General features: G+C 56.8%; 18 protein-coding genes and 1 other RNA gene. 8 read left to right on the top strand and 11 right to left on the bottom strand.

The genetic code is table 11. The annotated features are described in order from the left end of the window. Positions 1-26: 26 nt before the first annotated feature. Positions 27-437, bottom strand: a complete 411-nt coding sequence (locus RMR16_RS08375) for a carboxymuconolactone decarboxylase family protein (RefSeq protein WP_320200443.1) — start codon at positions 435-437, stop codon at positions 27-29. Positions 438-643: 206 nt separating this feature from the next. Here RMR16_RS08375 and RMR16_RS08370 point away from each other — a divergent pair, with 206 nt between their 5' ends. From RMR16_RS08370 to RMR16_RS08355, 4 genes are all read left to right on the top strand, one after another. Next, on the top strand, positions 644-1819 hold the full coding sequence (locus RMR16_RS08370) for an efflux RND transporter periplasmic adaptor subunit (protein ID WP_320200442.1): 1176 nt from the start codon (positions 644-646) through the stop codon (positions 1817-1819). 14 nt (positions 1820-1833) lie between these two features. After that, the gene (locus RMR16_RS08365) at positions 1834-4992 is read left to right on the top strand and encodes an efflux RND transporter permease subunit (protein WP_320200441.1); all 3159 of its coding nucleotides are present in this window, start codon (positions 1834-1836) and stop codon (positions 4990-4992) included. A gap of 120 nt (positions 4993-5112) precedes the next feature. Then, on the top strand, positions 5113-6531 hold the full coding sequence (locus RMR16_RS08360) for an FAD-binding oxidoreductase (protein WP_320200440.1): 1419 nt from the start codon (positions 5113-5115) through the stop codon (positions 6529-6531). An 85-nt stretch (positions 6532-6616) separates the two neighbouring features. Further along, positions 6617-10336, top strand: a complete 3720-nt coding sequence (locus RMR16_RS08355; RefSeq protein WP_320200439.1) for an AsmA family protein — start codon at positions 6617-6619, stop codon at positions 10334-10336. Positions 10337-10355: 19 nt separating this feature from the next. Here RMR16_RS08355 and RMR16_RS08350 read toward each other — a convergent pair whose 3' ends face one another. The 10 genes from RMR16_RS08350 to RMR16_RS08305 form a co-directional block, all read right to left on the bottom strand. Beyond that, entirely contained in the window at positions 10356-11105 is a 750-nt protein-coding gene (locus RMR16_RS08350; RefSeq protein WP_320200438.1) for a dienelactone hydrolase family protein, read from the bottom strand. A 22-nt stretch (positions 11106-11127) separates the two neighbouring features. Further along, positions 11128-11337 (bottom strand): ribbon-helix-helix domain-containing protein, encoded by a 210-nt coding sequence (locus RMR16_RS08345; protein WP_320200437.1) that lies wholly within the window; start codon positions 11335-11337, stop codon positions 11128-11130. A gap of 271 nt (positions 11338-11608) precedes the next feature. Further along, complete coding sequence (locus tag RMR16_RS08340; protein ID WP_320200436.1) at positions 11609-13159, bottom strand: Do family serine endopeptidase; 1551 nt, start codon at positions 13157-13159, stop codon at positions 11609-11611. 207 nt (positions 13160-13366) lie between these two features. Beyond that, positions 13367-13690, bottom strand: a complete 324-nt coding sequence (locus tag RMR16_RS08335) for a helix-turn-helix domain-containing protein (protein ID WP_320200435.1) — start codon at positions 13688-13690, stop codon at positions 13367-13369. Next, entirely contained in the window at positions 13668-14039 is a 372-nt protein-coding gene (locus RMR16_RS08330; RefSeq protein WP_320200594.1) for a type II toxin-antitoxin system RelE/ParE family toxin, read from the bottom strand. Before RMR16_RS08330 ends, RMR16_RS08335 begins: the two co-directional genes overlap by 23 nt. 136 nt (positions 14040-14175) lie before the next feature. Further along, on the bottom strand, positions 14176-15093 hold the full coding sequence (gene hflC, locus RMR16_RS08325) for a protease modulator HflC (protein WP_320200434.1): 918 nt from the start codon (positions 15091-15093) through the stop codon (positions 14176-14178). A 1-nt stretch (position 15094) separates the two neighbouring features. Next, positions 15095-16234, bottom strand: coding sequence for an FtsH protease activity modulator HflK (gene hflK / locus RMR16_RS08320; protein ID WP_320200433.1), 1140 nt, complete (start codon positions 16232-16234; stop codon positions 15095-15097). A 145-nt stretch (positions 16235-16379) separates the two neighbouring features. Next, positions 16380-16907: a dihydrofolate reductase gene (locus tag RMR16_RS08315; protein WP_320200432.1), complete on the bottom strand. Its 528-nt coding sequence runs from the start codon at positions 16905-16907 to the stop codon at positions 16380-16382. Continuing rightward, on the bottom strand, positions 16904-17698 hold the full coding sequence (locus RMR16_RS08310) for a thymidylate synthase (RefSeq protein WP_320200431.1): 795 nt from the start codon (positions 17696-17698) through the stop codon (positions 16904-16906). Before RMR16_RS08310 ends, RMR16_RS08315 begins: the two co-directional genes overlap by 4 nt. 152 nt (positions 17699-17850) lie before the next feature. After that, on the bottom strand, positions 17851-18159 hold the full coding sequence (locus RMR16_RS08305; protein ID WP_320200430.1) for a DUF2853 family protein: 309 nt from the start codon (positions 18157-18159) through the stop codon (positions 17851-17853). A gap of 116 nt (positions 18160-18275) precedes the next feature. Between RMR16_RS08305 and ssrA the strand changes: the two genes are divergently transcribed. The 4 genes from ssrA (at position 18276) to RMR16_RS08285 (ending at position 21437) form a co-directional block, all read left to right on the top strand. Further along, positions 18276-18647, top strand: a transfer-messenger RNA (tmRNA) gene (gene ssrA / locus RMR16_RS08300). Between the two features lie 130 nt (positions 18648-18777). Next, positions 18778-19287: an SspB family protein gene (locus RMR16_RS08295; protein WP_320200429.1), complete on the top strand. Its 510-nt coding sequence runs from the start codon at positions 18778-18780 to the stop codon at positions 19285-19287. Between the two features lie 142 nt (positions 19288-19429). Then, positions 19430-19624, top strand: a complete 195-nt coding sequence (locus tag RMR16_RS08290; protein WP_320200428.1) for a DUF4169 family protein — start codon at positions 19430-19432, stop codon at positions 19622-19624. A gap of 460 nt (positions 19625-20084) precedes the next feature. Next, positions 20085-21437 (top strand): LLM class flavin-dependent oxidoreductase, encoded by a 1353-nt coding sequence (locus RMR16_RS08285; protein WP_320200427.1) that lies wholly within the window; start codon positions 20085-20087, stop codon positions 21435-21437.

The raw sequence follows: 21437 nt of genomic DNA, 5'->3' as shown, positions 1-21437 counted from the left end.
ACGCCTATTCCAAGGCATTTTCTATATTAGGCCGTGCTATCTGCATCAAAGGCGGGGTCCACGGGCAGTTGCAGTGCTGTGGCCAGCTGGTTGGTTTTACCGGCCAGGGCGATGACGCGCAAAAGGTCGGCGTGTTGCTCATCCGTCATGCCTTTCGCTTTGGCGGCTGCGGTGTGCGAGTGGGCGCAATAGGAGCAGCCATTGGTGACGGACACGGCGATGTAAAGCATTTCCTTCACCACCGGGTCGAGCGCGGACGGCGTTGCCATCACGGCTTTAACCTCGGCCCATGTCTTTTCCAGCAGATCGGCATCGAAGGCGAGATAGAGCCACATATTGTTGATGAAATCGGATTTCCGCGTCGTACGGATGTCATCGAACACCGCTTTAACACGCGGGTTGGCTTCCGGGTTCTGTGTTTTTGAAATGGTGCTCATGATCGCTCCTCCATTTTAGTTTGGTGCGCAGTATTGTAGACTGAGGTTATTTGAATGCGGCGGCAACGACGAGGCGGAAATTACAATTCCGTAAGAAACAGATTTGTGCGTTGCGTAGTTTATGTTCAGCAAGGATACTGCCGCACATTGTGAAGAGGCCGCAGCCATGTGAATGCGTTGCGCCGGTTGATCTGTCGGAGAATTGTATGCGGGTTTGGAAGCAGGTTGGTATCAGTCTGGCGGTTGTGGGCGCGGGCGCCTGTCTTTGGGCGTTCAATTCGTCCGACGGCCGCGCTATGCTTGCAAAGGCAGGGCTGGTGAGTGCCGAAAAACCTGCGGCGCAAACCGCTGGAAATTCTGGTAGAGGCGGCGGCGCACAGGGGCAAGGTGGCCAAGGTGGACAGGGTAGCGGTGCTCCACGCGCAAACGCAACGCTGGTTGTGACCGCGCCGGTTAATACCGGAACCATCAATGATCGCCTGAATGCCATCGGAAATGGTGAGGCCATTCAGTCCGTGGTCGTGACCCCGCAGGCCTCGGGCCTGATTTCCGAGATTACCGTTTCCTCCGGTCAGAAGGTCAAAAAAGGCGACGTTCTGGCGCGGCTCGATGATGATGAGCAGCTTATCGAGCGCGAAAAGGGGCAGGTATCGCTGAAGAGCGCGGTCGAAAAATCCAGCTCCTATAAAAACCTGCAATCGGTGGCCCGGCTGGATGTGCTGGATGCGCAGATTGCCGAAGAAGCAGCCAAGCTTGCGCTCAGCACGGCGGAACTGAACCTGAAACGCCGCAATATTCTGGCGCCGATTGATGGCATTGCCGGCATTGTTGCGGTGAACATCGGCGACAACGCCACCACCCAATCCAGCATTGTCGGGCTTGATGATCGCTCGAAAATCCTCGTCAATTTCTGGGCACCGGAGCGTTTTACCACGGCCATCCGTGTGGGTATGCCGGTGGAGGTGACGTCTGTTTCCCGTCCGGGAGAAACCTTCAAGGGTGAAGTCGAGGCGGTCGACAACCGCGTGGATGAGGCCAGCCGTACCATTCGTGTTCGCGCCGTTTTCGACAATGCCAAGGATGAGTTGAGAGCGGGCATGTCGTTTGATGTGGTCATGCGCTTTACCGGCGAGAACTTCCCGTCTGTGGATGCACTGGCTGTGCAATGGGATGCGGAAGGCTCTTATGTCTGGCGCGTTGTCGATAATAAATCGCACAAGGTTCGTGTTCAGGTCGTGCAGCGCAACCCGGAATCCGTGCTGGTAAAGGCGGATTTGGCGCAGGGTGATGCCATCGTCATCGAAGGTTTGCAGCGTGTGCGCGAAGGCGGCACCGTGCGCACCAATAATCCATCCAAAGCACCAGAAGTTGCTAGCCAGTGAGTGGGAACGGGCCAATGACGGGCACAACACAGACGCCGCCGACCGGACAGGATTCCAAGCTCGCCTTCACCGCGCTTTTCGTGCGTCGCCCCATTCTGGCGGCGGTTTTGAACACGCTTCTCGTCGTTGCGGGTCTCGCGGCGCTGGTGGGCGTGGAAGTGCGCGAATTGCCGGATGTGGATCAGCCGGTCATCACCGTGCGCACGACATATGATGGTGCAGCCCCTGAAACGATCGATCAGGAAGTAACGCAGACCATTGAGGGTGCTGTCGCGCGCGTCAGCGGCGTGAAGACGATTTCCTCTCAATCGCAGTTCGGCAACAGCCGCGTGACGCTGGCATTTGGCGATAAGGTCGATCTTGCCGTTGCCGCAAACGATGTGCGCGATGCCATCGGCCGCGTGACCAATCTGATGCCGGATGATGCGGACGCACCGCAGATCATCAAGGCGGATTCCGACAGCCAGCCCATCATGCGCCTTGCCGTCACGTCCTCCAGCCTCAGCATGGAAGACCTGACGAAGCTGGTGAATGACGAGGTCATCGACCGTCTGGCTGCCGTCGATGGCGTTGCCGATGTGGAATTGTATGGTGATCAGGACAAGGTTTTTCGCATTGACCTCGACCAGTCGGCGCTTGCCAGCCGTGGGTTGACCGTGACGGACGTGTCGAATGCCCTGGGCACCGCCGCGCTGGACGTTCCCGCCGGTTCGCTGAAAAGCTCCACGCAGGATATTGTGGTGCGTGCCACTGCCAGCCTGACGAAACCTGCCGAATTCGAAAACCTGCTGATCAAGGACCGTGTGCGCCTTCGCGATGTGGCCAGTGTCATGCTGGGTGCCGATGATGGCACCACCTCGCTGCGCTCCAACAGTGTGCCGGGTGTCGGTCTGGGTGTTATCCGACAGGCGCAATCCAACACGCTGAATATTTCGACGGGCGTGAAGGCAGCCGTGGCGGCAATGACGCCGAACCTGCCGGAAGGAACGCGCATCGTCGTGACCAGCGATGATGCCGTGTTCATTCAGGGCGCGCTTCATGAAGTGGAGCTGGCGCTCGGCCTTTCGGCGCTGATCGTGGTTGTGGTGCTTTACCTCTTCCTGCGGGACTGGCGCGCAACGCTCATCCCCGCCATCACCATGCCGGTGGCGTTGATCGGTACGATCGTCGCCATTTATATGGTCGGCTTCTCCATCAATATTCTCACACTTCTCGCCATCGTTCTGGCCACCGGTCTGGTGGTGGACGATGCCATTGTGGTGCTGGAAAACATCGTGCGCCGCCGGGCCGAAGGCATGGGGCCACGCGCCGCTGCCGTTCTGGGGACGCAGGAAGTTTTCTTTGCGGTTATCGCCACGACGGCAACGCTGGCAGCGGTCTTCATTCCGCTGTCCTTCCTTCCCGGCCAGTTGGGCGGGTTGTTCCGTGAGTTCGGTTTCGTGCTGGCCTTCGCCGTTGGCCTGTCGTCGGTCGTGGCGCTCACGCTCTGCCCCATGCTGGCCTCGCGCATGTTGAAAAACGGCGTCAAGGAACAAACCGGCCCGCTGGCCTGGTTCGGCAACCTGTTTGCCTCGACCTACAAAAGCACGCTGTCGTCGTGTCTGAACAATCCGCTGATCGTGATCGTCGTGGCGCTCGGCTTTGCTGGCGCATCATGGATTGCATTCGGACTGGTCCAGAACGAATTGACGCCGCGAGAGGACCGATCCTCGGTCACGTTGCGCGTCACGGCACCGCAGGGCGTCAGTCTTGAATATACGCAGGACCAGTTGCAGCGCATCGAGGAAAACTTGAAGCCGCTGCGTGATAGTGGTGAAATCCAGAACATCTACTCCATCACCGGCATGAACGGCTCTGCCAACACCGGCTTCGTGGTGCTGACGCTGGCACCGTGGGCAGACCGTGAACGCACGCAAAATCAGATTGCCGCAGATATCAATGCCGCTGCACAAAAGGTTCCGGGGCTTCGCGCCACGGCAACGCAGCCAAACAGCCTGCGCATTCGCGGCGCGGGCAACGGGCTGAGCATGGCAATGATTGGCACGCATTATCCAGCACTGACGCAGGCAACGCAGAAACTGCTTCTTTCCATGGAAGAAAGCGGCATGTTCGATACGCCTCGTTTCGATAACGAACCCACGCAGGCCCAGCTGTCCGTTTCGATCAACCGTGAACGCGCCTCTGATCTTGGCATCGATATCACCGGATTGTCCCGCGCCATGCAGTCTCTGCTCGAGGGTCGTTCCATCGTCGATGTGTTCGTGGATGGTGATGCGGTGCCAGTGCGGCTTTTGTCGTCCACACGCCCCCTCAATGACCCGACCGATCTTGAAAATATCTTCCTGAAAGCAAAAGACGGAAGAATGGTGCCGATGTCGGTCATCGCGACATTGAAAGAATCGGCTGTATCGCCTCAGTTGAACCGTGAGCAGCAATTGCCATCCGTCAGCTTCACCGCCGGTCTCAAGAATGGTGTGTCCTTGGGCCAGGCGGTGGCCAAGGTCAACGAACTGGCAAAATCGGCCATGCCGCAGGGCGCACGGCTGCTGCCGCTGGGCGAAGCCGCAACGCTGGAGGAAAACTCCAACGGCATGTTGCTGACCTTCGGTTTTGCCATTGCCATCATTTTCCTCGTGCTGGCAGCGCAGTTCGAAAGCGTTCTGAGCTCCATCATCATCATGTCCACCGTGCCGCTTGGTCTGGCCTGTGCGGTCATCGCGCTCGTCGTCACCGGCTCCAGCCTCAACGTTTACAGCCAGATCGGCCTTGTGCTGCTGGTGGGTGTGATGGCGAAAAACGGCATTCTCATCGTGGAGTTCGCCAATCACTTGCGTGATCAGGGCGCAACCGTTCGCGAAGCCATCGAGAAGGCGTGCAGCATTCGTCTGCGCCCGGTCATGATGACGATGATCGCCACCATTCTGGGCGGTGTGCCGCTGGTGTTGGCGCAAGGCGCTGGTGCGGAAGCCCGCATCGCGCTTGGCTGGGTCATCGTTGGCGGTCTGGGTTTTGCAACGATTGTGACGCTTTATATCACGCCGCTGTCTTACCTTTTGATCGCCCGCTTTGCCAAACCGCAGGCGGATGATGAAATTCGTCTGCACCGCGAGTTGGAAACGGCCATTCGCCGCAGGGCGATCGAAGAAGACAATCAGCTTCTGGCGGCGGAATGACGTGCTAACAAGCCAGCCTTTGCGAGAACGCCAGTGCTGGACAAACACAAAGTCGTATCACATACAAACCGGGCTTACTTTAAAAGGTGAGTCCGGTTTTGCATTGCAGTGGAGAGTGTCATGGCTTTGAAGGATGTTGTCTCTGGAACAAGAAATGAAGCGGGCATCGCCGCCGTTCTTGGTGTTCTGAAACAGCAGCTTGGCGAAAAGCTCCAGACCGGCCAATCCTTCCGGGAGCAGCACGCTCACACCACCACCTATCTCACCACGCAACTGCCGGATGGCGTTGTTTTTGCGGAAAATTCCGACGATGTGAAAATCGTGGTCAAGGCCTGCGCGCATCACAAGGTGCCGGTCATTCCCTTCGGCGTCGGCTCGTCTCTGGAGGGGCAGGTCAATGCACCATCGGGCGGAATATCCATAGATTTCAGCCGCATGAACCGCATTATCGACGTCAATGCTGAAGACCTCGATGTGACGGTCGAGCCGGGCGTGACGCGTGAACAACTCAACACCTATCTGCGTGATACCGGCCTGTTTTTCCCCATCGATCCGGGTGCCAATGCATCCATCGGCGGCATGGCATCCACCCGCGCGTCCGGCACCAACGCCGTGCGTTACGGTACGATGAAAGACAATGTGCTGGCGTTGACGGTCGTAACGGCAGATGGCGAGGAAATCCGTACCGGTCGTCGTGCGCGCAAATCTTCAGCCGGTTATGATTTGACACGGCTGTTTGTCGGGGCGGAAGGCACGCTTGGCGTTTTGACGTCTGTAACACTGCGGCTTCAGGGCATTCCCGAAAAAATCTCGGGGGGCGTCTGCACCTTCGAGAGCATCAAATCCGCTTGTGATGCCGTCATCACGACCATCCAGATGGGTATTCCCGTTGCGCGTATCGAGCTTCTGGACGACGTACAGATTCGCGCCTGCAACGCCTATTCCGGCCTGTCCTATGACGAAAAGCCGACGCTGTTTCTGGAATTTCACGGCACGGAAGAAACCACGGCGCTGCAATCCCAGCAGTTTGCGGAGATCGCCGCGGAATTTGGCAGTTCCGATTTCAAATGGACCGTGGATGCGCGGGAGCGCGCCAAGCTGTGGAAGGCGCGCCACGACGCCTATTGGGCCTCGAAAGCCTTGGCACCGCATCTCGACGTTCTTTCGACGGATATTTGCGTGCCGATTTCTCGCTTTGCAGAATGCGTCACGGAAACGCAGGCAGACATTGTTGAAAACGGCTTGCTTGCGCCCATCGTCGGCCATGCGGGGGATGGAAATTTCCACGTTCTCGTCCTGTTTGACGGCAAGGATGCGGCAAGTGTCGCAAACACCGAGGCTTTCGTGGCGCGGCTGAACCGCCGGGCGATTGCCATGGACGGCACATGCACGGGTGAACACGGCATAGGGCAGGGCAAGTTGAGCTTCCTCGAAGAAGAAGCCGGAAACGCATTGAATGTCATGCTTGCCATCAAGCGGTCACTTGATCCGGATAACATTTTTAATCCGGGCAAGATTTTTCGTGACCCACGCAGTTAAGTCGCCGTCACAAGCGCTGAATTGATGCTTGCTCTGGAATGAAAAAACGCTAGTTTTCATCTTCAATTAAGGGAGACGCACGGTCGTGCTCGGACGCATACTGGTTTTTCTGGGCGGACTGCTTGTTGTGGCGCTATTTGCGGCGCTGCTCATACCCTATTTCATCGACTGGACAGATTTTCGTCGTGACTTCGAAGATCAGGCAAGCCGCATTCTGGGCAAGAAAGTTGTTGTGCACGGCCGTGTCGAAGCGCGCCTTCTGCCCTTCCCATCCGTCACGCTGCATGATGTGCGCGCCGGTATGGATGCGGACGGTTCGCCACAGATTCAGGTCGCCCGTTTCTCCATGGATGCCGAGCTTGCGCCGTTTATATCAGGCGAAGCGCGCATCTTCGATATGCGCATCGAAGAGCCAAAGGCCCGTATTCGCCTGCTGAAAGACGGTACGCTGGACTGGACGCGCGGCAGCCGCGCCGTCATTCCCGCCAAAACCGTCGTGCTGGAAAATGTCAGCATCGAAGGCGGGCAGATCGAATTTATCGACGAACAATCCGGCCGCAACCGCACGGTTACGGGGTTGAGCGCCGATATGTCGGCGAAATCCCTTGCCGGTCCATGGCGGGCAGACGGTCGTGCAGCGGTCGATGGACATGCGGGTTCATTTTCGCTGTCCAGCAGCGAGCCGGATTCCAATGCGGGCCGCATGGGCTTGCGCCTGCGTATGTTGCCGGATGAGCATCCCGTCGAAATCGATCTGGACGGCGCGATTGCTGCCGTGGAAGGTCGTCCGCTCTATAGCGGTTCCTTCGCCTTCAATTTCCGGCAGGATGACAAGCAGAAGCCGCAGAACGGTCAGTTTCTTTCATCAGCACCCCGCACACGCGGCAGCTTCGAGCTGACGAATGGGCGCGTGCGTGTGCCAAGCTATCGCATGGAACTGGGCGGCACGGAAAATCCCTACATCATCACCGGCGAAGCCACGCTTGATACGGGCGCCTCGCCGGAATTTCTGCTCACGGCAGATGGCCAGCAGATCGACTTCAATCGCTTTGCGCCTGCACCGGTGCAGACCGGCAAAACATCGCGCTCTCCCACCGTTCCGGTCCGCCAGCGAATCGAGGCGTTTGCGGGTCTGATTGCCCGCATTCCCGTGCCACAGGTGCCGGGGAAAGCAACAATCCGGCTTCCAGCATTGGTGTCAGACGATACGACCATTCGCGATATCCGTCTGGATGTTCGCCCCGATGGTGCCGGTTGGCAGGTTGAAAATGCCGTGGCTGTGCTGCCCGGTCGCACCCAGCTCGAGGCGAAGGGTTCTCTGACATTGACGGGTGGCCCGGCGTTCAACGGTGATCTGCTTGTGGCGTCCAGCCAGCCATCCGGTCTTGCCAACTGGTTGTCCGGCACGGTTGATCCCGCCATTCGGCAACTGAACGCTGCCGGTTTTTCCTCCAGGGTTTCGCTGACCACGAAGGCGCAGCGTTTTGAGGATCTGGAGCTGGCCATCGGCCAGGCGTCCCTGCACGGTCGTCTGGCACGACAGGCCGAAGACAAGGGTGCGAGCATCGATATCGATCTGTCCGGCGATGAGATCGATCTTGATGCCTTGAAGGCGCTCGGCGGTCTGGCGCTGGGGGATCAGGTCGGAAGTTCGGTGCTGGATCATCGTATTGCCGCCAAGTTCAAGGCGGATCGTTTCAATATGGCCGGTGTGACGGCCAACCGCGTGGAAACGGCATTTACGCTGGCAGGCGGTGTTCTGTCGCTGGACACCATGACGGCGGGCGATATCGCCGGTGCCGAGGTGCGTGCCAAAGGTCAGTTGAAAGGTTCGCTGAGCGAGTTTGCGGGCAAGGGCACCGTCAACCTTCATGCTGCCGATATGCAGCAGGTATTTGATCTGTTGCGGCAAAAACTGCCCCACCATCCGCTGGTCGATCGTCTGGTCAAAAGCGCGCCGTGGTATGCGAATTCAGATATTGCCATCGATTTGTCTGTCGATAGCAACAAGGGCGGGGCCAATGCTGCCGTGTCCGGCACCATCAATGGCAGCCGCGTGTCCGCTGTCGCCAAGGTTCCGGATTTCTTGTCCATCGGTGATGACACGGCGGTGTCGCTGGAGGGTGTTCTCAAGAACCAGTCCACAGCCATCCTGTTCGGTCAGGCGGGACTTGACCCGTTGCCATTCGATGCGGATGGCGAGGGTCTGTTGTCCGTCAAGCTCAACGGCACTCTGGGGTCGCCAGTGCAGGCCGATTTCCGCTTTTCGACAGAACGCACCCATTTTTCCGCCAATGGCAACGTCTCTCTGGCAGCGGCCAGTTTCGGTGAGGGCAATGCCGATATCGCGCTGGAAAGTGCCGATATCGAGCCATACCTCATCATGAACGCCGTTGGCCTGCCGCAACTGGGCGGCGGCATGTCCACAAAGATCAATGCCAAACTTGCCATTGACAAGGACAAGGCCACACTTTCCGGCCTCACCGGGCAGGTGGGTGGCAATGCTTTTTCTGGCAATCTGGCAGCCCTGAAAGCTGCCCCCTATAAAGTCACGGGCGATCTTGCCCTCAACGCTCTTGATCTGACATGGTTGGGCGATACGATTTATGGGCCGGTCATAGACCCGGAAACCGGCGCGCTGAGTGCCAAGCCTGTCTCGCTTCCGGCATTCCCGAAGCTCGAAGCCTCGCTTGCCGTCAAGGCCGCCAACTTCGACGCTGGCCCGCTTGGCACCGTCACAGGTCTTGCTTTCACCCTCAACCAAGCCAGCGGCACGTTGTCTCTCGACAATATGACCGGTGATTGGATGGGCGGCAAAGTGTCTGGCCGCGTTGCCATGGCAACGGGCGAGGGTGCCGGCATCTTCCGCACCAAAATCGCCGTCTCTGGTGCCAACCCTGAATCGGTGATGTGGAAGGCTGGCGAAACCCCCGTTGCCACCGGCCGTTTCGCCGTAGATTTGACCGCGGAAGCAACCGGCAAAAGCGTTAGCGAGCTTCTGTCTTCGGCTGGCGGTTCCGGTGAAATCCGCACCGGTGGCCTCGTACTGCGCAGCCTGAACCAGAATGCATTCCAGCCATGGATTAAAGCCGCGAACGAACTTCAGGGCAATATCGATGCCGCCAAGGTGCGTCCACTTGTCGATGCGCAGCTATGGCAGGGTGAAATTCCGCTTGGCGACGTCACCATGCCGTTTACGCTCAATGGTGGCAGCCTGCGTATGCAAAATGTCACCGCTGCTACCGCGCAGGTGTCTTTCGATGGTGATCTTGCACTGGACCTTGCAGGCGAAACCCTGACCGGCGCCATCGACCTGTCATTTAACCCCGGCATTGAGGAACTGGCGGGTGCGCAGCCCTCCATTCACCTGAATTACATCGGCCCGTTTGCGCAACCGGCCCTGACCACCGATGTGTCCGGCCTGACCGGATACCTTTCCCTGCGCGCCTTCGAGCGCGAACGCCGCCGGGTTGAGGCCTTGCAGGCCAGTATTATGGAGAAGCAGCGCTTGCGCCGCGAAGTCGCTCTTTATCGTTTTCAGGCATCTGAGCGGCAAGCAGCGCAAGAACGCGCCGCAGCAGCCGAGCAAACCCGCAAACAGGAAGAAGAGCGCCTACGCGCCATGGCGCAAGAGCGCGCCGAAGCTGAAAAAGCCGCAGCCGCAGCCGAAAAGGTCGCACAGGAAAAGTTGAAGCGTCAGCAGGAAGCACAGCCTAAACCGCAACCCGCTCCGGTTTTCACGATGCCCCCGACCGAAGAAGTCATTCGCCAGTTCTCGGCGCCACCGAATACGGCCACGCCTTGATGAGTTAGTGTGGGTGGCTTTATTTCGAGTTCAATTTTGATTTCAGAAATTCAGCAGCATTTTTGTAGGCTTCATTCGCCTGCGTGGCTTCGGACTTAAGAAAGAAGTCGTGCTTAGCACCCTGAAAAATGGTCATGGTTGCGGTGCCGCCAGCACTTTTAACCTGCTCCATGAAACGCTGCCCTGATGACACAGGATATACCGTGTCGGCGCTTCCCCAGATCAAATGAAAAGGCGGCAGAGTCTTTGACGAAAATGCATGGTCGCGAGGTGGGCTTCCGTCTACTAGAACAACGGCAGCAACTGTCAATCCTTGCGACGCCGTAATCGCTGCCGTTTCGGCACCAAGCGATATGCCGAGTAAGCCGACGCGCCCAGCATATCGCGGCATGGCGTTTAAGTGAGCAACGACAGCGCTTATCTCACGACTCCAATCAGCGCGGCGCTTTCTATAATACTTGATCCGAGAATTGGCATCCTTCGCAGCAGATAGGTGATGTAAATCTTCCGGCGAAATGAGATGTGCGAGATACACATCCAAACCGGTAGCCGCTAACTTGTTTCCGATGTCATCGTAGACGGCAGAGTTAAAGCCTCTGCTACCGCTCAAAATAACGATTGCCTGGCGCGCGTTCTTATCATTCTGCGTAAAGACATCGACTTTGAGCGCGCTTTCGGGAGTTTTGAGCGTAAACGACTCACGCGCATTCGCTGTGACGCTGGTGAATACCATCAGGATAATAGCGGCAATGACTTGAAGAATATTCATAGTGGCAAACGCCGCGATCCCATTATTGGCTCTTCAGCCAGTTCAGCACATAGACCCTCAGCGATGAAGAGAGATTGCTGTCTTCCGGGCGGCCATCATCTATCTCGGCCAGAAGTGCGGCGAAGCTCATTTTTCGCGTCTCGGCGATCGTGCGGAGTTCGTCCCAGAAGGCATCTTCGAGTGAAATGCTGGTGCGGTGGCCGTGCAGGGTGGTGGAATGTTTACGGATCAAATGTGTCGCTTTCCAAACTGATTCAATGTCCTGTCAGCCTGATTCATGTTTTGTGCGTAAGCTTATGATTTTGAATCTGTTTAGTGCTGCTAGCGATCAATAACGCCTGTCGTGCTGATGAAGTTCCGGAACAAGATCACAATGGACACACGGGCGATATGGCCTGCCGTTTGTCCGTCAGATCGATTTTTAGTATGGGCGATCTCATCCCATTTGTTTGTGTGTGGTGGGGCAGGGCGATCCGCAACGGATCATCCTGCCCAATATCGAACTACTCCAGCGGCACGGCGACGAAGCGCAGATTGCCTTGCGCATCGGCCACCATCATATGCGCGTTTTTGCGTCCAGCGGATTTCAGGCCGTTCACACGCACCAGCACATCGCCGGGCACTTCCATGAAGTCCTGTCCGACTTCAACGATCACGTCGCCGGTTTTGACGCCCTTTTGCTCGGCGATGGAGCCTGCCTCAACATTGGCCACGAAGACGCCTTCGACGCTTTCGGCAATGCCTTTTTCCGTGCGCAGCTCATCCGTCAAAGTCACCAGGTTCATACCGAGGACGGTTTGTGGTGCTTCGCGCAGTTCCGGCGCCTGTTGCTCCGTCTGGTCGCTGCCCTTATCGTTCGGCTCGGTCATCTCGCCGCTTTCGCCACCGTCCGGTGCGCCGTCTTCGCTGCCCGCGCCTGGTTGTTTGTCTTCGGCGGTATCCTGCAATTGACCGAGCTTGACCTTCAGCGTCTGCTCCTTGCCATCGCGAAGAACGACAACATCGACTTCCTTGCCCACGGGGCTTTCGGCCACCACGCGGGGCAGGTCGCGCATTTCATGGATTGGCTTGCCATCGAAGGTCAGAACCACGTCGCCTGGGGTGATCGGGCCGTTCTCAACCGGTCCGCCCTTGACCACGCCGGAAATCAGCGCACCGCGCGCAGTGTCCATGCCGAGGCTGGCGGCGATGTCGTCGGTGACGGGCTGGACGCGAACGCCGAGCCAGCCGCGCCGTGTCTCGCCAAACTGGATGAGTTGTTCAACGATATTCTGGGCAAGCTCTGTCGGCACGGAAAAGCCGATGCCGATGGAGCCGCCGCTTGGCGAGATGATGGCGGTGTTAATGCCGATGACCTCGCCCTTCATGTTGAACAGCGGACCACCGGAATTGCCCTTGTTGATGGCGGCATCCGTCTGGATGAAGTTGTCATAGGGACCGGCGTTGATATTGCGACCGCGCGCCGAAACGACGCCGACGCTCAACGAGCCGCCAAGACCGAAGGGATTGCCGACGGCCATGACCCAATCGCCAATACGCATGGTGCGGGAATCACCGAATTTGACGGCTTTGAGCGGGGCTTTCGGCTCCACCTTCAACACGGAAAGGTCGGTTTTTGTATCGGTGCCGACAAGCTTGGCTTTCAGCTTGTTGCCGTTGGGGAAAATTACCTCGATATCGTCAGCACCTTCGATGACGTGGTTGTTGGTCACCACGTAACCGGCGGGATCGATGACGAAACCGGAACCAAGTGAACTGACCTTGCCACCATTATCGGGCTTCTGGTTGTCGAAATAATCCTTGAAAAATTCCTGAAAGGGAGAGCCTTCGGGAATGCGCGGCGGGGTGGGGCCTTTGCCTTCGGCTTTCACGCTTTGTGATGTTGAGATGTTCACCACCGCATCCAGCAGAGGTGCGGCCAGATCGGCCACCGAGGCGGGCCCATTGCTCTGCGCCATTGCGCGTGCCGGAATGCCAACTCCGCCTGCGACGATTGCAAGTCCTGCAACGGCGGCAATGCTGCTGCGGAAAGGCGAAAGAGTGGTAACGGGCATACAGCGTCCTCGCATCTTGCAAATCTGAGCTCAAGCTTAATAGCCAAGCATAAGGCGGAATGATGAAGTGTAAAAATACCTTTTCGTGAATGAGTAGCAAATCCGCTGCTCATCCACCACAATCAAAGCCATATCGTAAAAAGGAAACAGACAAGACAGCGCCCAGCCGGAATCGTCGCCTTGATCCGCTTGAAAGCGCATCGCCAGTCAGCGCAGGATTTCCAATCCGTGCTTCTGTACAATGGCGAGAAGTTTCAGCGCCATGCCGCTTGGTCGCTTGGCGCCCGTCTCCCATTTTTCGACCGTGCTCTCACTGGTATTGAGATATCTGGCAAACACTGGCTGGCTGACCTTGCTTGCCTCGCGGAGCCGTTTGATTTGTGCAGGGTCCATCTCTTTGGGTGAGGACAAGTGCCTCGAGTCAAAATCACGCATCGTGGTTTTGTCCAGCGCGCCGACCTTGTGAAGTGAGGACGCTGCCGAGTGGATGGCTTCAGAAATATCGCTCTTAAATCTGCTGTTGCTCACCACGACATATCTCCGTCAGATCTCTGTTTTCCAGCAATTTTGTGATTTGTTTTTCGCTCAATGCCGCATAGATTTTTGCAAGGGTTCGGAAATCTTCCAACGCAGCGGCATCGATATTGGCACGATCTTTCTTGGCGAATAGATACTGGAATATCCAGTATTGTCCGCCCTTCGCCAGAATGATGCTTCGATGCATGTTGTTGTTCAGTCGCTTCTTGAAAACACCGCCTCCAAGATCGTCTGATTGTCCTTTCAGAACATCCTCGATCGCTTCGCAAAGATCGCTGTCTTTTATACGAGCCTTACGGGCGGCTTTTGTGAACCACGCGGTTTTGAACGCGCGGCGCGACACTTCTGAATGCCTCATAAATATAGCACCGAGTGATATCTTTTTTCAATAGGATTTGGAATGTATGGCGTGCAGCAAAATATGTTTCTGGTATGCGCAATAAAAAAGGGCCAGTCTAAACCGGCCCTTTTTGTTTCTATCAGTTGGCAGGTGCCGCAGGCGGAGCTGCCGGTGCGGGGGTGCCGCTGAGGTTGTTGAAATAACGGAAGAACGTTGAGTCTGGTGACAGAACCAGCGTTGTACCCGTGCCAGTCAGCGAGGTGGAATAGGCTGACATCGACCGGTAGAACTGGAAGAAGTCAGGGTCACGCTGGAAGGCTTCACCGAAGATACGGTTACGCTCGGCATCGCCTTCACCGCGCAGCACTTCGGATTGACGGTGCGCGTCGGATTCGAATTCGACCACCTGACGGTCCGCGATAGCGCGGCGACGCTGGCCTTCTTCGTTACCGCGTGCGCGGATCAGTTCGGCTTCGGCCAGACGCTCGGACTTCATACGCTCGAATGTCTGTTGCGAGACTTCCTGCGTCAGATCGGTGCGGCGAATGCGAACGTCAACAATGCTGACGCCGAGCGATTCCGCGTCGGGGCGCAGATCGTCGCGCACTTCCTGCATCATGGATGCGCGTGCATCCGAAAGCGCCGATTCAAAGCCACGCAGACCGTAAACGCGACGCAGAGATGCATCGAGACGGGTGCGAAGACGCATTTCGGCAGACAGCTGATCGCCAGACACCGTTTCACGGAAGCGGCGGGCATCGGTGATGCGGTAGACCACGAAAGCATCGACTTCGTAGAACTTACCACCGGAAACCTGAACGCGGATGTTGTCATGATCGAAACGCAAAGCGCGATTTTCGATGTACTGAACGCGATCGGCATCCATGAAGGCGAAGGGCAGCTTGAAGTAAAGGCCCGGATCGGTCTTCACGTCCTGGATCTGACCGAATCGAACGACGATGGCCTGCTGGCGCTCGTTGACCACGAAGAACGACGAGTACACGAAGAACAGGACGACGGCGAGGCCGACGAGGAGTGCGGATAGACGATTACCCATATCAGTTGCCTCCCTGCTGTGCTGCGCCCGTATTACCGCGCATGATTTCGTTCAGAGGCAGATAAGGCACCACTCCCTGCTTTTCATCGATGATGACCTTGTTGGAACCCTTGAGAACCTGTTCCATGGTTTCGATGAACATGCGTTCGCGGGTCACTTCAGGCGCTGTGCGATACTGATCGTAGATCGATACGAAACGTTGTGCTTCACCCTGCGCTTCATTGACGACGCGGCTCTTGTAAGCGTTCGCCTCTTCAACGATCTGCGCTGCCTGACCGCGTGCTGCACCCAGCTTCTGGTTGGCATACTGGTTGGCTTCCTGAACGAAACGATCTTCATCCTGCTCGGCGCGCTGGACTTCGTCAAACGCATCGGCCACTTCACGCGGCGGTGCTGCGTCTTCGATGGCGACGGCATTGATGGAGAGACCTGCGCCGTAACCGTCCATCGTCGCCTGAATGATGGCGCGAACGTCGGCGGCAATCGCCTGACGGTTATCACGGAAGATGTCCTGTGCCGGACGGCGGCCGACAACTTCACGCATGGCACTTTCGGAAACCTGCTGAAGTGTTTCGGCAGGTGTGTCTACGTTGAAGAGGTAGGATTTAGGATCGGAGACCGTGTAGAGAACCGAAAACTGAACGTTGACGATGTTCTGGTCGCCGGTCAGCATCACGCCTGTTGCGGCAGATGTGGACGTTGCACGCGCACCGATATTCTGCTGCTGCTCCGTGACCTTGACGATCTCGACGGTTTCAATCGGCCAGAAATGGAAATGCAGGCCCGGCATCGAGACTTCGTCCTTCGGCTTGCCGAAACGAAGTTCCACGCCGCGTTCATCCGGCTGCACCGTGTAGATGGACTGGATGCCGACAAAAGCGAGGATAACAAGAACGAGAACGGCAATAACGCCGCCGTTTACGCCACCCGGAAGCACGTTTCTGAAACGGTCCTGGCTGCGACGAATGATCTCTTCGATATCCGGCGGGCCACCGTTTCCGCCTCCACCACCGCCACCACGCGGACGGTTTGGTCCTTGACCCCAAGGGCCGCCTTGGTTGTTTCCACCACCACCGCTGCCGCCGTTACCGCCGCCGCCCCAAGGGCCACCGCCGCCACCATTCTGATTGCTCCAGGGCATTCATACCTCTTATGCTAAAAACTTTCCCGCTCCCTCCCTGACATGCTCGCGCATATCTGGCGGGAATATAGTCTCAGTTATAAGTAGGAGAGCTGTCTGTTTCAACGCAGAGGCGGTAACTTAATACCCAATCACGGTAAATAGTTCACTTCGTGCCGTGATGCCGCCGATAAGTTGCAAATCTCACCGGATAATTGTCCTTTTCCCCCGCAGGCGCTAAGGTTTCCTCGATTTTTTCAAAAACGGCCAGATCGATAGACGGGAAAAAAGTATCGCCTTCCAGCGACACGTCCACGTGGGTGACGGAAAGTTGATCGGCAAAGGGCATCGCCTGCCGGTAAATTTCACCGCCGCCAGCCACGAAAATCTCATCGACGCCAAGTGCTTGCGCCTTGTCCTTGGCCAGCGAAAGTGCGGCCTCCAGCGACGTTACGACGTCCACACCCTGGGGGTGGTAATCCGGGTTGCGGCTGATGATGATGTGCGGGCGTCCGGGCAGGGGACGTTCACCCACCGAAAGGAACGTCTTACGCCCCATGATCATCGGCTTGCCCATGGTCAGCGCCTTGAAGCGCTTCAGGTCCGTCGACAGCTTCCACGGCATATCGAGATCACGACCAATGACATTGTTTTCAGAAACCGCAGCGATGAGCGTGATATAAGGCTTGGTCATACGGCGATCGGCGCCTTGATAGACGAATCCGCCTCGTAATTTTGCAGCTTGAAGTCTTCGAACTTGAAGTCGAAAATGCTCGTCACGTCAGGATTGATCCACAATGTCGGCAGCGCTTTCGGCGTGCGCGTCATTTGCAGTTCCGCCTGCTCGAAATGGTTCGAATAGATGTGCGCATCGCCCAGCGTGTGCACGAAATCGCCCGGTTTCAGGCCCGTAACCTGTGCCACCATCAATGTCAGCAGCGCATAAGAGGCGATGTTGAAGGGCACGCCAAGGAAGATATCCGCCGAGCGCTGGTAAAGCTGGCAGGACAGCTTGCCATCGGAAACATAAAACTGGAACAGGCAGTGGCAGGGCGGCAGCGCCATGTCGTCCACCAAAGCCGGGTTCCATGCCGAGACGATGTGGCGGCGGGAGTTGGGATTGGTTTTCAGCCCTTCGATCAGAAGCGCGATCTGGTCGATGTGGCGACCATCCGGTGCGGGCCATGAGCGCCATTGCGCGCCATAGACGGGGCCGAGATTGCCGTTCTCATCCGCCCATTCATCCCAGATGGACACGCCGTTTTCCTTGAGATAGGCGATGTTGGTGTCGCCTTTCAGGAACCACAGCAGTTCATGAATGATGGAGCGCAGATGCAGCTTCTTGGTGGTGAGAACCGGAAAACCTTCCGACAGATCGAATCGCATCTGATAACCGAAAACGGAACGGGTGCCCGTGCCGGTGCGGTCGCCCCGGTCGCTACCGGTGTTCATCACATGCGCAAGAAGGTCGAGATATTGCTTCATATCGTTCCGCCGCCGATTCTCTAAAGACCTTATTATAGGCCTTCGCAGCGGCGGAACCAGTGAGGAGCGATCACACCCCACAGAATTTGGGAGATATTAAAGCGTTTCCAGGAAAAGTGGATACCGGTTTTCCGCCTGGAAACGCGACCAACCTAAAGGGTTTCGAGTTTGCCGAGATGTTTGGCGACGAGGTAATAGAATGTCACGCGGGATTTGGTGCGGTCTGCCTTCATCGCCTTGACCGTTTCTTCCACGGCGGCGTCGGCGTCGGGGCCGGTAATGCCCAGCTTCTTGCCAATCCAGTTGGTTTTCACGCGCGCCAGTTCTTCCGGGTCGGAAGAGGAAACAAGTGAGGAATCGCGGTTGCGCAGGGCAATGCCCAAATGCTTGACGATTTTGTTGACCACCGCCTCATCGGCATTGGCATCGTAAATTTTCACATCTGCGAGATAGTCCGTCATACACTGTCCTCCGCGTTGCACGGCCCATGATTAAGCTGCCGCTTAACAACCAGAATGTGCCAACTGCGTGATGTCGTCAAGAATTGCGCACAACCTTTCATCGAAATGTCATCAAGCCCCTTTTCTCGGAGCCAAGAAACACCTATATGACCCTTGCCGGATGCAAATCCGGATATGGCGATAAACGGTCGGTGTAATAAACCTATTGGACCCGGGGGCGGTACCCGGCGCCTCCACCAAAAACCGGCGGCTTAAGGCAAGAGGCCGGCTTTTGATGGGGGCGAAACAGGATCGACAAGGGCGTAAAGATCGAACTTTTGCTCGGCATGATACCGCCGTTATCGGGTCACAAGTGTAGTTGCAAATGACAACAACGCTAAGGAATACGCTCTCGCTGCCTAATGGCGGTGTGGGAATTCCGACTTAAGCCCTTACGGTTAGCCCCGTAAGGCGGGGTTCGGAGGTACCTGGCAACAGAAACCTCCACCTTCTCCATTTCGCCGAAATCTTCTATGATGATGAAATGACTCGCACGGAACAGGGCTTTTCCGTTGCTGCGGTGTAAGACATTGCGTATACTTGGTTAAAAGACGTTCGAATAAGGAAAGACAGGACCGCATGGGGCAGGATCATATCCGTTACGACATTCTCGCACAGGATGCCCTTCGTGGCGTTATTCGCAAGGTATTGACCGAGGTTGCAGCGACGACCCGTTTGCCGGGCGATCATCATTTCTTCATTACCTTTTTGACCGGCGCGCCGGGCGTGCGCATTTCGCAGCACCTCAAGTCCAAATATGCCGAGCAGATGACCATCGTTATCCAGCACCAGTTCTGGGACATGAAGGTTACGGAAACCCAGTTTGAAATCGGCCTGTCCTTCTCGGATACCCCGGAAAAGCTGGTTGTTCCCTTCAACGCCATCCGCGGTTTCTACGATCCTTCAGTAAACTTCGAACTCGAATTCGATGTACCGCTGGCCGACGAAGAAGACGTCGTCGAAGCGGAAATCACCGCTTACCCGGTTTCTGCCGAAGGCAAGCCTGCATCCGCTGACGAGAAAAAGACGGATGAAGAAAAGAAGCCCGGCTCGGTCGTTTCGCTGGATGCTTTCCGCAAGAACAAGTGATCTTTGCTTTGTAACCTGGAGCATTTCCGAGCCAAAAGTGCGACGCGGTTTTGCGTCCGGATAATGCGTTAAAACGAATAGATAGAGCGTTTTCGCGTTTCGGAGAAAGCGGAAATGCTCCAGCGCAGACAGGAGATTTCCGATGACGGGTGATGTCGTCAATCTGCGCCAGTTTCGCAAACAAAAGGCGCGCACGGAAAAAGAAAAGCAGGCGGAACAGAACCGCCTGACTTTCGGTCGCACGAAGACCGAAAAAAAACTCACATCCGCATTGAATGATAAAGCCAGCAAGCAGCTGGATCAGGGCAAGCTGGATAAGGGTGATCAGGACGCGTGATGCGTCCTGTCTGACGGCACAATTCCTGCACTTAAACCCAAATTCCGTCACCTCCGACTTGATCCGGGGTCTATCGCGATCAAGTCCTTGATCGCAAAAGACTCCTCCGCATCGCAGACGCGCTGCTGCTGGATGCCGGATCAAGTCCGGCATGACGGATTGGGGTGTGTCTGGGCTCGTCGCTTCCCCGATATCCCGAGCAAAAGCCGGCATGGTGGCCGGCCTCAAGATAACCCACCCACGCGCCAATCTCCCCATTACGATATTATTTTGCGCTCTTCTCAAAATACGAAAATATTATTCCTCTCTCTGCCCAATCGAGCAATCTGTTTTCTATATAAATAAAATAGACAATGTAGGGTTATGCATGTCGCGGGCTGTGCGCTGATCACTATGGAGCGCGCCGCCCCTATTGGTTCTGAGAGCGAAATTTTAAGATATTTGAGACGTGGGAGGCGAGATGACACGCAAGATCAGGCTTGGGGCTTTTTTGCCCGGTGGCGGGCAGCATATTGCGGCGTGGCGGCACCCGGATCAGCCCACGGATGGCGCGTTGAGTCTGGAGTTTCACAGGCAATTGGCGCAGACAGCCGAGCGTGGACTGTTCGATGCATATTTTCTGGCTGACAATCTGGCGATAGGGCACGGCGGTGCGCGAGAGGGTGGCAATGCACGCGTGGCGGGGTTCGAGCCGACCACTCTGTTTTCGGCCATTGCGCCCTTCACCACCCATCTCGGCTTCATCGCCACGTCATCCACCACCTATGAAGAGCCTTACACGACGGCGCGCAAATTCGCCTCGCTCGACCTGATCTCCGGTGGACGGGCTGGCTGGAACGTCGTCACCACGACCGGTCATCTGACGGCGCAGAATTTCAATCGCCAAACACAATTGCTGCACGCAGACCGATATCGCCGTGCAGCCGAACATGTCGAAGTCGTAAAGTCGTTGTGGGACAGTTTCGAGGATGACGCATTCACGCGGGACGTGGATAGCGGCGTGTTTTATGATCCGTCCAAGCTGCATGAGGCGAACCATCGCGGTGAGCATTTTCAGGTTCGCGGGCCGCTGAACGTCTCGCGCTCGCGCCAAGGGCATCCCGTTATCGTGCAGGCCGGCCAGTCGGATGACGGGCGCGGGCTTGCGGCGGCCACGGCGGAAGTCATTTTCACGGCCCATCAACACCTTGAAACCGCTCAGGAATTCTACCGCGATATCAAGGCGAGGGCGCGTGGTTATGGTCGCGATCCGAACCATATTCTCGTCATGCCCGGCGTTTCGCCCTTCGTTGGCCGCACACTGGCTGAAGCACAGGAGAAATACGAGCGGCTGACATCGCTCATTCTGGAAGAAGATGGCGTGGGCCTGCTGAACGGGTTTACCGGCGGCACGCTGGATCTCAGCGGATACGATCTGGATGGCCCGCTGCCTGAACTGCCGTCAACCGAAGGCATGAAAAGCCGTCAGGCGCTTATTCGTCAAATTGCCGATGAAAATAACTTCTCCATCCGCCAGCTGTATCAATGGATTGCATCCGCGCGTGGGCATTACACCATCGTCGGTACGCCTGAAACCATTGCCGATATGTTGCAGGAATGGTTCGAGAATGAAGCCGCCGATGGCTTCAACATTCTGCCGCCGTGGCTTCCGACCGCGCTGGATGACTTTGTCGACCTCGTCATTCCCGAACTTCAGCGTCGCGGCCTGTTCAGAACGGAATATGAGGGCAAAACCCTGCGTGAAAATCTCGGCCTGCCATTTCCCGTCAATCGCTGGTCTGCCGCACGTTCGGCTGCCCAGGCAGCGGAGTGA

The sequence above is a fragment of the Agrobacterium sp. rho-13.3 genome (assembly GCF_033957765.2).
GTDB lineage: Bacteria > Pseudomonadota > Alphaproteobacteria > Rhizobiales > Rhizobiaceae > Agrobacterium.
Note: the sequence above shows the minus strand (reverse complement) of the source record. Positions and strands in the feature narration are given on the sequence as shown.